Source organism: Methylobacterium sp. J-088 (assembly GCF_022829295.1).
Classification (GTDB): Bacteria; Pseudomonadota; Alphaproteobacteria; order Rhizobiales; family Beijerinckiaceae; genus Methylobacterium.
Window position 1 is genome coordinate 1 of the sequence record NZ_JAKSYH010000058.1, and the last position, 13265, is coordinate 13265.

General features: G+C 69.0%; 12 protein-coding genes, 1 other RNA gene and 1 pseudogene. 4 read left to right on the top strand and 10 right to left on the bottom strand.

The window, feature by feature from the left end:
* Positions 1-196 (top strand): annotated as a pseudogene (locus tag MKK63_RS07715) (ABC transporter); the annotation flags it as partial.
* A gap of 27 nt (positions 197-223) precedes the next feature.
* Here the strand turns inward: MKK63_RS07715 and MKK63_RS07720 are convergent.
* The 7 genes from MKK63_RS07720 to MKK63_RS07750 form a co-directional block, all read right to left on the bottom strand.
* The gene (locus tag MKK63_RS07720; protein WP_244000326.1) at positions 224-1237 is read right to left on the bottom strand and encodes a peptidoglycan -binding protein; all 1014 of its coding nucleotides are present in this window, start codon (positions 1235-1237) and stop codon (positions 224-226) included.
* Positions 1237-2229, bottom strand: a complete 993-nt coding sequence (locus tag MKK63_RS07725) for a MotA/TolQ/ExbB proton channel family protein (protein WP_244000328.1) — start codon at positions 2227-2229, stop codon at positions 1237-1239. Before MKK63_RS07725 ends, MKK63_RS07720 begins: the two co-directional genes overlap by 1 nt.
* Before the next feature lie 168 nt (positions 2230-2397).
* Complete coding sequence (locus MKK63_RS07730; protein ID WP_244000331.1) at positions 2398-3216, bottom strand: TIGR00282 family metallophosphoesterase; 819 nt, start codon at positions 3214-3216, stop codon at positions 2398-2400.
* Between the two features lie 3 nt (positions 3217-3219).
* Positions 3220-3825 carry a 5-formyltetrahydrofolate cyclo-ligase gene (locus tag MKK63_RS07735; RefSeq protein WP_244000333.1) on the bottom strand — a complete coding sequence of 202 codons (606 nt, stop codon included), beginning with the start codon at positions 3823-3825 and terminating at the stop codon, positions 3220-3222.
* Positions 3815-3971: non-coding RNA, 6S RNA (gene ssrS / locus MKK63_RS07740), on the bottom strand. The genes MKK63_RS07735 and ssrS overlap by 11 nt, the downstream gene beginning before the upstream one ends.
* Positions 3972-4240: 269 nt before the next feature.
* Entirely contained in the window at positions 4241-4507 is a 267-nt protein-coding gene (locus tag MKK63_RS07745; protein WP_244000335.1) for a hypothetical protein, read from the bottom strand.
* Positions 4508-4943: 436 nt separating this feature from the next.
* Positions 4944-6473 (bottom strand): formyl transferase, encoded by a 1530-nt coding sequence (locus tag MKK63_RS07750; protein ID WP_244000336.1) that lies wholly within the window; start codon positions 6471-6473, stop codon positions 4944-4946.
* A gap of 256 nt (positions 6474-6729) precedes the next feature.
* Between MKK63_RS07750 and MKK63_RS07755 the strand changes: the two genes are divergently transcribed.
* The 3 genes from MKK63_RS07755 to MKK63_RS07765 all read left to right on the top strand — a co-directional run bounded on the left by MKK63_RS07755 (position 6730) and on the right by MKK63_RS07765 (position 10895).
* Complete coding sequence (locus tag MKK63_RS07755; RefSeq protein WP_244000338.1) at positions 6730-8829, top strand: GumC family protein; 2100 nt, start codon at positions 6730-6732, stop codon at positions 8827-8829.
* A 71-nt stretch (positions 8830-8900) separates the two neighbouring features.
* Positions 8901-10130, top strand: a complete 1230-nt coding sequence (locus MKK63_RS07760; RefSeq protein WP_244000340.1) for a VpsF family polysaccharide biosynthesis protein — start codon at positions 8901-8903, stop codon at positions 10128-10130.
* Between the two features lie 150 nt (positions 10131-10280).
* Entirely contained in the window at positions 10281-10895 is a 615-nt protein-coding gene (locus MKK63_RS07765; protein WP_244000342.1) for a septation protein A, read from the top strand.
* 3 nt (positions 10896-10898) lie between these two features.
* On the opposite strand, the gene MKK63_RS07770 is transcribed toward MKK63_RS07765, so the two are convergent.
* From MKK63_RS07770 to MKK63_RS07780, 3 genes are read right to left on the bottom strand one after another with little or no spacing between them, the layout of a single operon-like run.
* Positions 10899-11513, bottom strand: coding sequence for a DsbE family thiol:disulfide interchange protein (locus tag MKK63_RS07770; RefSeq protein ID WP_244000345.1), 615 nt, complete (start codon positions 11511-11513; stop codon positions 10899-10901).
* Positions 11510-11653: a heme exporter protein CcmD gene (gene ccmD / locus MKK63_RS07775; RefSeq protein WP_244000346.1), complete on the bottom strand. Its 144-nt coding sequence runs from the start codon at positions 11651-11653 to the stop codon at positions 11510-11512. Before ccmD ends, MKK63_RS07770 begins: the two co-directional genes overlap by 4 nt.
* A gap of 10 nt (positions 11654-11663) precedes the next feature.
* The gene (locus tag MKK63_RS07780) at positions 11664-12464 is read right to left on the bottom strand and encodes a heme ABC transporter permease (protein WP_244000349.1); all 801 of its coding nucleotides are present in this window, start codon (positions 12462-12464) and stop codon (positions 11664-11666) included.
* Between the last annotated feature and the right edge of the window lie 801 nt (positions 12465-13265).

Here is a 13265-nt window from a genome sequence, read left to right on the forward strand (position 1 = left end):
CACGATTCGTGCCGCCGACCGGATCCTGGTCCTCGACGATGGCCGCATCGTCGAGACGGGGACCCACGAGAGCCTGCTGGCGCAGGGCGCGCTCTACGCGCAGCTTGCGAACCTGCAATTCACGGATGCCCTCGACGAGACCGCCCGGGGCAAGGAGCCCCGCACGAGGGGCGAGCGGCTGCCGGCGGCCGAGTGAGCCGCCCCCCCGAAAGGGAGAGTCCCTCTATCGCTCGGTGAGCTTCATCTCGATCCGGCGGTTGCGGGCATAGGCGTCCTCGGTGGTACCGGCATCGAGCGGCTGGAACTCGCCGAAGGCGCCGGCCAGAAGATGCTGCGGCGGGATGCTCTTGCCGGCGAGGTACTGAACCACCGCGATGGCGCGGGCGGCCGAGAGCGCCCAGTTCGACGGGAATTGCGACGTGCTGATCGGACGGGCATCGGTGTGGCCGTCGACCCGCAGCACCCAGGGCAGATCCGCCGGGATCTGCTTGGCCAGATCCGAGATCGCCCCGGCGATCCGGTCGAGTTCGGGCCCGGCTTCGGGCTTGAGGGTCGCCGAGCCCACCGGGAACAGCACCTCCGATTGCAGCACGAACCGGTCGCCGACCACGCGGATGTCGGGGCGGTTGCCCAGGATCTGGCGCAGGCGCCCGAAGAAGTCCGACCGGTAGCGCGCCAATTCCTGGACCTTCTGGGCCAGGGCGACGTTCAGCCGGCTGCCGAGTTCGGCGATGCGGGCCTGCGATTCCCGGTCGCGGCTCTCGGAAGCCGACAGCGCATCCTCCAGCGCGGCGAGTTGACGGCGCATGGCGCTGATCTGCTCGTTCAGCAGGTCGATCTGCGACAGCGCCCGCTTGGTCGCGCCCCGCTCGGCGTCCAGCTGCTTGTCGAGGGCGCCCGTGGCCCCTTGGCTGACGGTCGCGGCCTCGGCCTGGGTCTTCGCCTGATCGCGCTCGGCCTCGACGCCGGCCAACGTCGTGCGCAGGTTACGGACCTCGTCCTCCTGCGTGCGGCGGCTCGAGCGCTCCAGGGCGAGGAGATCGGTGAGATCGGCGATCTGGCGGTTGAGTTTTGCGAGCGTCTCGTCCCGCCCGGTGAGCTCCTGCGACAGGAAGAACTGACCGACCACGAACACCGTCAGCAGGAAGACGACCGCGAGCAGCAGCGTCGCCAGCGCGTCGACATAGCCCGGCCAGACATTGAGGGTGCGCCTGGACCGTGCCGCCCTGGACGCCATCAGACCCGCTCCCGGCCGAGCCGGTCGAGCACCTGCTTCAATTCCCGCTCACGGCTGGCCTGAGCCTCGACCCAGTCGCGGATCATCTGTTGCTCGGCGCGCATGTGCTGCACGAGCCCCTGGATGCCCTCGGCGAGGTTGGTCATGGCGAGCGTTGCGGCGCGGCTGCCACCGCCCTCGGCCACAAGGGCGGTCAGGCGATCAATCGCCTCCTTCAACTCCTGCGTGCCCGCTCCCCCCGCCGCCCGGACCGGCACAGACGCGTCGGCGGCGACGGCCGCGACGGCGGCCTCGCCGGACATCAGCCAGTCCTGCAATTCGTTGTGGAAACGCGCATGGGCCTGGCCCGCCTGCAACTCCAGGAAGCCGGTGATCAGCGACGAGGCGAGGCCGAACAGCGAGGCCGAGAACGCCAGACCGATTCCCGATAACGGGACCGCCAGGCCCGATTTCAGCTCGTCGAACATCACGCCGGCATCGCCGCCGCCGCGCATGCCCTTGATCACGCCGCCCACGGCCGAGAGCGTATCGATCAGGCCCCAGAAAGTGCCGAGCAGGCCCAGCAGGATCAGGATGCCCGCGATGTAGCGCAGGATCTCGCGCCCCTCGTCGAGGCGGGCCGCGATGATGTCGAGATAGCCGGCGGTGCCCGGCAGCGTCGCCCCCGCGGTCCGGGCCGCGACCATCGGCACCATGGGCGCCAGAAGGGCGGGCGGGCGTTTCGACGGCGCATTGCGCGCCGCCGCGTTGACGTAGGCGACCTCGCGGAACAGGCGGATCACCTGTCCGAAGGCGATCACGATCGCGATCAACAGAACCCCTAGGATCAGTCCGTTCAGGCCGGGGTTGGCCAGGAAGGCCGGCGTGATCTGCTTGAACAGAATGAAGGCGAGGAAGCCGACCAGGATGAGAAAGACGACCATGCGCCCGAGATAGATTCCGGGCTGTGCCAGCGGCCCCTTGGTGTTCTCGCCGGTATCGCGGGCGGCCATCGGTCGCTCTAGCCTGATCTCAGAAGATGCGGCCGCCGGCGGCGTCCGTCAGGGTCACTGTGGCGGCAGGGCCGGACGCGATCAAGTCGCGCACAGGACGCAGTTGCGTCGCGTGGTGAACGGCAGACAGTTCCGGGTCTTTCCCGCGCGATGCGAGCGAGGCCAAGCCTAATCCCAGAAGTGCGGTGCGCTTTCTTCAAGATGCGGCCCGAGCCGGAGCGCCGCAACCTGGGTGGCGAGCCCCCGCGCATCGATCTCGACCGCGATGCCGCTGAGCGTACCCTCGCCGGTGGCGACCTCCCAGCGGGAGCCCGGCGTCTTCTGGATCATCCGGCGGATCGGCTCGTCCTTCTGCATGCCGATCACCGAGTCGTAATCGCCGCACATGCCGGCATCCGACATGTATGCGGTGCCGCCGGGCAGGATCCGGTGATCGGCGGTCGGCGTATGGGTGTGGGTGCCGACCACGAGGCTCGCCCGGCCGTCGAGATAATGACCGAAGGCCTGCTTCTCGCTGGTCGCCTCGGCATGGATATCCACCACCACGGCGTCGGCAGCGGCCCCCAGCGGGCAGGCCATGATTTCGCGTTCCACCGCAGCGAAGGGGTCGTCCATCGCGTCGAGGAAGACGCGGCCCATCACGTTGACCACGAGGACGCGGGCGCCCCCTTGCGTCTCCACCACGGTGGCGCCCCGTCCGGGCGTTCCGGGCGGGTAATTGGCCGGGCGCACGAGGCGCGGCTGGCGGGCGATGAACACCAGAGCCTCGCGCTGGTCGAAGCTGTGATTTCCGAGCGTCACCGCGTCGGCACCGGCCTGGATCAGCTCGTCGCAGATCGACTCGGAAATGCCGAAGCCGCCGGCCGCGTTCTCGCCGTTCACCACGACGCAGTCGAGCCGCCACCGGTTCCGCAGGCGCGGCAGCTGTTCGCACACCGCGATGCGACCCGATCGGCCGACGACATCGCCGAGGAAGAGCAACCGCATCCGTCAGGCCGTCCTGTCGAAGCGGATCAGACCCGCCTCGGTAATCACGCAATCGAGGGGCCGGTCGTGTGGCTCAGCCGGCACGTGCGCCACCTCCTGCACGGCGAAGCCGATGCCGACGGTGAAGACCGGGTGGCTGCGCGACAGCCGCTCGATCGCGCCGTCGTAATAACCGCGGCCGTACCCGATCCGCTGGCCGGTCCGGTCGAAGGCGGCGAGCGGCACGATCAGCGCGTCGGGATCCACGGGTGGCAGGGAGGGGTCGGGTTCGCTCAGGCCGAAGCTGCCGGAGACCAGCGCGTCCCCGGCACGCCATTCCCGGAACACGAGCCCTTCTTTGGTGACCTGCGGCAGGGCCACGGCTTGGCCGCGGGCGATCAGCCCCTCAGCGGCGGGGCGGGGATCCACCTCGCTGCGGATCGGCCAGAAGGCTCCCACGAGCCGGGCGTGCGTCAATTCGGGTAAGCCAAGGAGCGCGTGGGCGATCGCCGCAGAGGCGGCCTGCCGGTCTTCCGCGCCGAGCGCGTCACGAGCCGCCAAGGCTGCGCGGCGCAGCTCGGGTTTGCGCGCCGTATCGGCAAGATCGGAGAAAGACGAGTGCGGAGCCACGTGAGCCGTTGGAGGATCGATCCCGGGAAACCTACAGAGTAGGTGGGCGCCGTGTTGGCCAGGTCCAGGGACGAGGCCAGGGACAGCTCCCGAGGGAGTCGATAAGGCCCCGGGGATAGTGCTCCTGACGAACTCTGCAGCCCCGCCTGCAATATGTAGCGGTCCGGACGCCGTCCCGCCAGGGCTATGCGGCTAAGAAATTGGTGCCCAGCGCGGGGGAGGCCAATCCCCCGCGCCCTTGCCCGCAGCCCGCACGAGGCGTCGGACCGTATCCTCGTCAAAGGCGACGCGGCCAAACGCGGATGCGATCGACGGCTGTGGATTCTCCTCAGCCATCTGGTTCGGTCCCACTGGGATCGAACCAGGGATCGTCGGTGCTGCCACACCGTCGCGCGCGTCACCCGTGCTGGATGGCTTACGAGGCGCGATCGGCGGCCTGCGCAGCCGTCCTGTCGCGCGCCTCATTTCTACGCAGCAGCGAGATCTTCGCGTGATCCTCAATGGCCAAGTTCAGAACCGCATCGCTTTGCCGAGGAGAAACCTTGTGCGCGGATCTCGGATCGGCGGATTGGGCGTGCTGCGTGGTCTTGACGCTGTCGGAGTGCTTCGTCTCGGACTTCACGGCATGCGATTGAGCAGCATGCGTGTGAGCGGTGGATACCGGGGCGACGGACGTACGCATCGGATAACTCCTATTGAGCGGCGCGCCTCCAGTGAGTCGACGTTAATCTGATCGACTCGCCGAGCGGATGCATGATCGAGCAGCAGATATCAGACTTGTCTTTGCCCAGTATGAGTCCGCATCCCGCACGATCAGCCGCTTTCGACATCCGCACGTCAGAGATTTGGCAAACATAGACCAAATGTCAAGCGCTGATATATAGCGCGACGCTTCGACTTTATCCGATATTATATATGAAATTGTCGCGCATAATTCTAATTCCGTGGCCTGAAGCATATAAAACTAGATCGTAAAATATTCAGATCCTTAAAAATTCTCGATTGCGCTTGCCGCACGGTGCTGCCCGAACCCGAAAGCGGTTCCGGTTCGCAGTTTCGGTATCACGGCGGCCGTCCCAAGCCCCAAAATGGATGCCCCTGCAACGGCTTGGTTCGGATCACCCCTGGCGCCGCGTGCGGCCCCGGATCGTAAAGCGCGGCGCGCGCGCGGCCCCGTCGATGCACTCGATCCCGCCGCCCGCGTTCAAAGTGTGCAGGCGATTGCCAGGCCAGGCCGGGCCGGGCTCGACTCGGCCGATCACGGTCTGGGCGAATCCCGCCGGATCGAGGCGGTCGATCCGCGCGAGCACCAGGGCGCGGCCATAGCCGGCGGCGCAATCCTGGATCGGGCGGATCAATCGGCCGCCCCGCGGCACGATCCGGCCCGCCGGACGCGCCAGGGACGGATCGACGAGGACCGGATTGGCCGGATGCGGCGTGTAGGGGCCACGGAAATCGGGCGCCGACCAGAGGTGCAGCGCGTCGTGGAAGGAGCCCGCGCCGGACGGCGCACCGAGGCCGGCGTCGCGCACGGTGGCGAAGATCCACCAGCGGCCTGCATGCTCCACAAGGGTCGCGTCGCTCGCCACCACGCCGGAGAGGAGCGTCGCCTCCTTGACCCAGCCGCCGGGGAAGCGCGTGGCGCGGTAGAGGTCGACCGTCCCGGCGGCGGAACTCTCCGGCACCATCCAGACGCCTCCGTCCCGCTCGAACACGAACGGGTAGGACAAGTGATGCGCCTCCTCCAGAACCGGCACCGGCGCGCCCTCCGGCCCGTCCGGCCCGAAGCGGACGGCCGAGATGATCGCCTTGCCCGTAGCGTGCGGGAAATCCTCGACGAAGAGGTGCGTGCTGCCCCGAACGGAGATCGGAAAGGGATCGGCATAAAAGCGCCGACCGTCATCGGGCAGGACGGACCAGCCCGCTTCGGGATGGCGCCCCAGATCGATCAGGTCCGGCCCGGCGAGGCGCCGCCAGCCGCAGCGCCAGTGCGGAGCGTAGTAGCAGAGGCGGTACAGACGATGGATCAGGGCGCCCGCAAGCATGCGCCCGGCCCGCACGCCGAGGCGCGGAACCGTCAGCACCACGCGATGACCGACAAGCGCGTCGCCGGCGCCCCCTGCCCCGGCCCGTCCCGCGATGCGGTCGCGCAGGGACGCCGCGATAAGCGTGATCGTCCGGGCGAGCGCATCCTCGAAACTGGCCAGCACGATCCCGGGCCGATCGGCGCCCAGGCGGCCAGCAGCGCGGATTGCCCCATTCTCCACCAGGGTGAGGCGCGGCACCGCATCGGCGAGCAGGCGCGCCAACAGGGCGTCCGTGCCGACGCGGTCGTCATACGCGATGTGCCATATAGCCGGGCCGGACGGGACATCGCCGCACAGGTCGAGGACGAGATCCGGTCGGGCGGCGGGCTGGCGCCAGGGCTCGAACGCGGCACCGGGGACCGGCTCCGTGCCGAAGCGAGGCAATCCGTGAACGAGCGCCTCGAGCCGGAACAGCAGATCGGCCGTGTGCGGCCACGCCCCGGATGCCGGCGCGTCGTCGACGCTGACCGCAGCGAGACCGGGGATCTCGCCGATCCGCCGCAGCAGAGCCACGTGCCAGCCCTGCGGGTTGGAACCGTCGAGGCGAACGCGCACATGCATCGGTCAGTGCGCCCTCATCCCGCAGCGTGCCGCATCACGCAATGAACCGCCCCGCTCCAATTCCCAACCGTAACGCGCGTGATACATGGTAAATATCATCCGAAGTTGCGCGAGGTGTTTACCGGGAACGCAGTAATGGATACGTCTAGTTGGGACAACTTCAGTTTCGGTAGCTTATCACCTGCATGCGCGACTCTTGCAGGCTCGGGTACGGCCCCCGTGAGTCTGGCCAAGATTGAGACGACGGTGACCGATCGTGACACGGATCGACCCTAACCTCGCTGTCGCGACCTGGCTGGCGCCGGTGCAGCCGGCTCTGCCCGAGCGGCCCGTCCGGCCGGAGACGAGCGCCGAGGCCGGCGACCTGTGGCGCATCCTCTGGCGGCGCAAGAAGCTGGTGATCGGGACCGCCCTGCTGCTCGCCATGCTGGCCCTGATCTATGCCCTGCTCACGCCATCCCTCTACACGGCGACCGCCCAGATTCTGATCGACCCGCGCGACCGTCAGGTCGTGTCCAACGACGTCAATCCGGGCACGCTCTCGCCGGATGGCGGCATCGCGCAGGTCGAGAGTCAGGTGAAGGTGATCGAATCCGACGCGGTTTTGGGCCGGGCCGTGGCCCAGACCAAGCTCGAATCGGAACCCGGCTTCGGCGCACCCCGCAACCTCTGGCTGACCCGCACCGTGGCCGCGCTGCGTGCGCTGGTCACCGGGCCGCAGCCCGAGCGGAAGGTCGACGCGCAGGGCCGCGCCCTCGCGCAGCTCCGGCGCAAGCTCGCGGTGAAGCGGGCCGACAAGGTGTTCGTGATCGACGTGATCGTCACCACGGAGGATCCCGACCTCTCGGCGAAGATCGTCAACGCGATCGCCAACGCCTACCTGACGGACCAGACCGAGGCGCGCGCCGATGCCGCCCGGCGCGCGGCGGGCGATCTGCGGGGCCGGCTCGACGAGCTACGCCAAGCGGTCAACGTCGCCGACAAGAAGCTGGAGGATTACAAGGCCCGCGCCGGCCTGATCACCGCCAGCGGCCGGCTCGTCAACGAGCAGCAGCTGACCGACCTCAACAGCCGGCTGGTGGCGGCCCAGGCCCGGACCGCCGACGCGCAGGCGCGGCTTCAGGGGATCCGCGACGCCCGCGGCCGGGCGGTCGGCGCCGGCGCGATGCCGGAGGCGGTGCAGTCGGCGGCGATCGACCGCCTGCGCGGGCAATACGCCGAACTCGCCGCCAAGGAAGCGGACCTGCGCACCAATCTCGGCGAGCGCCATCCGTTCATCGCCGCCGTGCGCACCCAGATGCAGGATGTCCGCCGCCTGATCGACGCCGAGCTCAACCGGATCGCGGGCGCGGCCGAGACCGAGACCCACCGCGCCCAGGCCAACGAGCGGACGCTCACCGCCGAGCTGAATCGGCTCCGGCAACAGGCGGCGGTCAATTCCCAGTCTTCGGTGCAGCTGCGCGAACTGGAGCGCGAGGTCGAGGCGGCGCGCTCGGTCTACAACGCGTTCCTGGTCCGCGCCCGGGAGATCAAGGAGCAGAGCAGCATCGACAGCTCGAACGCGCGGATCATCACGGCGGCCCGCCCGCCGGAGGATCCGAGCTGGCCGCCGCGGCTGATCCTGATCGCCGCAGCCCTGTTCGGCGGGATCGGCCTCGGCGCGGGGCTCGCGCTGATGCGGGAATACCTCGCCCCCACGGTGCTGTCGCCGCGCCAGCTGGAGCGGATCTCGAACGCGCCGGTCGTGGCGGTCCTGCCGGGCCTGCGACCGCGGGGCGCCAACGCGACGGCCGCGGGCATCACCCTGGACCATCTCGCCGCACTCGCCGGCAGCCACGGGCGCGCGCTCGTGCTGATGGTGACGTCGGGCGAATCGGACCAGAGGCGGCGCCGGGCCGTGATCGGGCTGCTCGCCGCGGTGGCGGTCGGGCGCGGCGACCGGGTCCTGCTCGTGGACGCGGATCTGCGCGGCTACGGGGCGAGCACCGGCGGCCTGCTCGACGTGCTGCGCGGCGAGCAGAGCCTCAACGCAGTGACCGAGACCGATCCGAAATCCGGCGCACGCCGGATCGGGCTCGGCGATACGAGCAAGCCGGTCCGTGAGGCCCTCACGGTCGATAACGTCGAGCGGTTCGTGGCCGGCGTGAAGGCCCGCTTCGAGCTGGTGATCGTGGATGGCGGGGTGCTGAGCGAGAACCTGCGGCTCGGCCCCCTGGCGAACGCGGCCGACCGGGTCCTGATGGTGGCCTGCAACGGCGCGACCCGCCAGCGCGACCTGATCGACCTCGTCGACACCTCCGAGGCGCTGGGCCGGCCGATCTCCGGCTCCCTGTTCCTCACGCGGCGCCGGGCGTGAGGCTCGCGCGGGCCGAACCCGCGGCCTTGTCGATCGCGCCGGTGCGGGCGGGCCCATCGCGGCGCGGCGCAATGGCCCGGGCAGAGTCCCTGGTCTTCGTCCTCTGGGCGGGGCTCCTCGTCGGTGTCTCGGGGGGCCTGCTGTGGGTGTTCGGGCTCAATTACGACGGGCTCACCGGTTCGGCCGCCTCCAAGATCCACCCGGCGACGTATCTCGCGGTCGCGCTGTTCGGCTGGACGCTGCTGCGCGCCGGCAATCCGGTGATTCCGGTGGCGCAGGCTTTGAATCGCCGGCCCGCCAGCGTGCTGCTGGCTGTCTGCGGCGTGCTGCTCCTCGCCCTGATCGCGGCCCGCGGCGGGAACGGGCTCGCGGGCTCGATCGACACCTTCGTGCTGGCGGGCCTCCTGCCGATCCTGCTGCTCGATCGCGACGCGGAGACCCTTGGGCGGATCGAGATCGTGTTTCATCTCGTGATGCTCGCCAACGCGCTGCTCGGCCTCTACGAGCTCGCCAGCGGCCAGCGCTTCTTCCCCTTCCGCCTCGACGGCGCGGATTTCGACTGGGACACGCGCTCGGCGGCCCTGCAGGGCCATCCGCTCAGCAATGCGACCGTCACGGCCTGCTACATCCTGGCGCTCGCCGCGGGCGGTGGACGGCTGGGGCCGGCCCTGCGCACCGGCGTGATCGCCCTGCAGCTCGTGGCGCTGGTGACGTTCGGCGGGCGCTCCGCCGTCGTGATCACGCTCATCCTCGGCGGCGCGGTCGGGCTCGTTGCACTCGGGCGCGTCCTGCGCAGTGGGCGGATCCCACTGATCGGCGCGGCCTGCGCCTGCTTCGCGCTGACGCTGATGCCGGTCGCCGTAGCGGTTCTGGCCGCGCTCGGCTTCTTCGACACCCTTCTGGACCGGTTCGCCTCCGACGGCGGCAGCGCGCAGGCCCGGGTCGACATGCTGGAAATTTTCCGCGCGATCCCGTTCCGGGACCTGCTGCTCGGCCCGGATCTCCAGCAGGTCACCACCCTGCGGCGGATCTACGGGCTGGAATGGGGCATCGAGAACTCGATCCTCTCGACTCTGCTCTACCAGGGCATCCTGATGACGACGCTCCTCGTGGTCGCGGTGGGCCTGTACCTCGCCGAGGTCGCGCGCATCTGCCGGCACGGCGTCTGGTTGCCGATCCTCGCCTTCGTGATCCTGGTCAACACCTTCGAGGGGCTGGCGGGCAAGACCACGCTGCTGGCGAAATTCGCCCTGATGCTGATCGTCCTGTTCCCGAAGGCACCGCTCCGCAGGCACGCCTGAGACCGGCCGGCGCCCGATGGGCTCAAGGCGCCCGATCTCGCTCGTTTCGATCGTGATGGACAACGCGCGCGCCGCGTTCCACACACCCCACGAATCCAGTCCGGCCCCCCGCCCGTACCGCGGGCGCCGCATCCGAGCCAACTGACGCGCATGCAGATCGAATCCGTCCCTCCGCGCCGCCACCTGCCGCCGCTGATGAAGCTGGCGCTCGAACTCGGCCCGCTGGTCCTGTTCTTTCTCGGGAATGCGTACGCGGAAAAATTCGGCGTCGCCCCCGACCAGAAGCTGTTCGTGGCCACCGGTCTGTTTATCGCGGCGACCGTGGTGGCGCTGGCGATCCACTACGTGCTGATGCGGCGCCTGCCGATCATGCCGCTGGTGTCGGGCGCGGTCGTCATCGTCTTCGGCGGGTTGACCCTGGCGCTGCAGGACAAGACCTTCATCATGGTCAAGCCGACCATCGTGAACGCCCTGTTCGGCACCATCCTGCTCGGCGGCCTCGCCTTCGGGCGGCCGCTCCTGTCGGTGGTGCTCGACTCGATGTTCAGCCTCACCGAGGAGGGATGGCGCAAGCTGACCTTCCGCTGGGGCCTGTTCTTCTTCGTGCTGGCGGCGCTGAACGAGATCGTGTGGCGGACGCAGACCGAGGATTTCTGGGTGAACTTCAAGGTGTTCGGCATCATGCCGATCACCGTGCTGTTCGCCCTGGCGCAGACACCGCTGCTCTCCCGCTACGAGACCAAGGCGCCGCAGCCGGAGGCCTGAGCCCTACTGGGCCGCCGCGACCTTACCGGCGGCCCGGATCCGCGTGAGCACGCTCGCAAAGTTATCCGGTGTGAGGATGCCGACGAGCTTGTCGCGGATCACCCCGTCCGGCCCGACGATGAACGTCTCGGGCACGCCGTAGACGCCGAAATCGATCGCCGCGCGCCCGCTCGCGTCGGCGCCGACGGCGCTGAACGGCACGCCGTGCCGCGCGAGGAAGCGCTGCCCGGCCTCCGGGTTCGGCTCCTTGTAGTCGATGCCGACGAGCCGGATGCCGGGCTCCTTGGCCAGCCGCATCAGCATCGGGTGCTCGACCTGGCAGGGCGCGCACCACGAGGCGAACACGTTGATCACCGTGATCTGCCCCTTCAGCTCGGCGCTCGACAGACCCGGCACGGGAACGCCGGCGGCGGTGAGCCCCGGCACGGCCGGCAGGTCGAAGCTCGGCACGGGCTTGCCGATCATCGCCGAGGGCAAAGCGGCCGGGTCGACCCCGGAGCGCAGGCGCAGGAAGAACACGGCGGCCAGCAGCACGAAGGCGAGCGCCGGCACGATCAGCAGCAGGGAGCGGCGGACCGGAAGCGGTCGCTCGGTCACATCGTCGTGCAGGTCGGTCATCGGCGGTCCTCGCCGAAACCCTTGAGCGCCCGCAGCTGCGCCCGCCGGTCGCGGATCGCGTTGCCGACCAGCGCGGCCATCACCAGTGTCGTGAAGGCGTAGGCCACCAGGATGAAGCCGCCGTGAGACCCGAGATCCATCGTGCCGATCCTAAACCGGTTGGCCCACCGGCAGCCTGGTCGCGGGCTGCGGCGTGATGCGGGGCTGAACGCGATCCAGGCGCTCGGCTTCGCGGATCGTCAATGTCCGGACCCGGCGCCGCATGATCTCGGTGCGCATCGCGTAGAGGTGCAGCGTGGTGCCGCCGAGCGTCGCGGCGCCGATCATGATGAGCAGCGGGTAGAGCATCGACGGGTCGATGGTCGAGCCGCCCATGCGCAGGATCGAGGCCGGCTGGTGCAGAGTCGACCACCAGTTCACCGAGAACTTGATGATCGGCAGGTTCACGGCGCCGACCAGCGTCAGGATCGCGACCGCGCGGGCGGCGCGGTTCGGATCCTCCAGCGTGCGCCAGAGGGCGATGATGCCGCAATAGATCAGCAGCAGGATCAGCATCGAGGTCAGCCGCGCGTCCCAGACCCAGTAGGTCCCCCACATCGGCTTGCCCCAGAGGGAGCCGGTCACGAGGCAGATCAGCGTGAAGGCCGCGCCGATCGGCGCCGCCGCGCGCTGGGCCACGTCGGCCAGCGGATGGCGCCAGACCAGGGAGCCGATCGCCGAGACGCTCATGGCCCCGTAGAAGAAGACGCCGAGCCATGCCGCCGGGACATGGATGTACATGATCCGCACGGTCTCGCCCTGCTGGTAGTCGGGCGGCACGGTGAAGAAGGTCTGATACAGGCCCACGGCCAGCACGGCGAGCGACAGGGCCGTGAGCCACGGCACCAGCGCTCCCGACCACCGCATGAAATGGCTGGGATTCGACAGGCGGGTCCAGAGTGAAGGCGTCATCGCGGCTGCTGTCTCGGACATCGTGATCGCCGGTCTACCCTAGGGTGCGGTGCAGCAACAATGCGGGTCGTCGGCGCAGTCTCCGGGATCGCCGAAATGTGGTCGCCTGTGGAGCCCGTTCGCGCGCGGACGACGGGCCGGGGACCCACAGGGTCAGGACGATGCCGAACCCCGATGCGGCGCAGGCTTCAGGCCATTCCGTGCATCGCCTTCCCTGCAATGGGGACAGCCAAGCCACACGCCTCCGCCGAACACCCGGACGTTGAGAAACAACGGCGTTTCCCCTCTCTCCGCATGCCTTGCAGATTCACACTTCTCCACTCGACACTCAACATTTTCAGAAGAAAGCGCTTTTCCCTCCCCCTTGTGGGGAAGGGCCAGGGGTAGGGGTGGTGCAGGATCGAGCGCAGCGGTGCCGCCTGCACCACCCCCACGCGGGATCTGCGATCCCCAAACACCTCCCCGCAAGCTCGAGCGATCCCGGGCAAGCCCTGGGTCGCCAGGGGAGGAGAAAATGCCGCGGCCAGGGATGTATGAACATCGTAGCCGGCAAAAATGCGAATTATGTGCCGACCGCCGACCGTGTACATGTCTTGACAATGTTCCTATTTTGTGCTCATTAGCCGCCACCTGTCCACGGCGGCCCGGGAGCGATCCCGGGGCGTCCTTTACGGGGCCCGCCCGGTGGCTGACCGGGCGGGTCCGTGGACGGGGCGGCGCCCGCGTCGGTGGCTCTCAGCCGCCATCGCCCCGGGCGGCGGACCGGTGCGGGGCGTGCCTCGGATGCGGGCGTGAGACCGG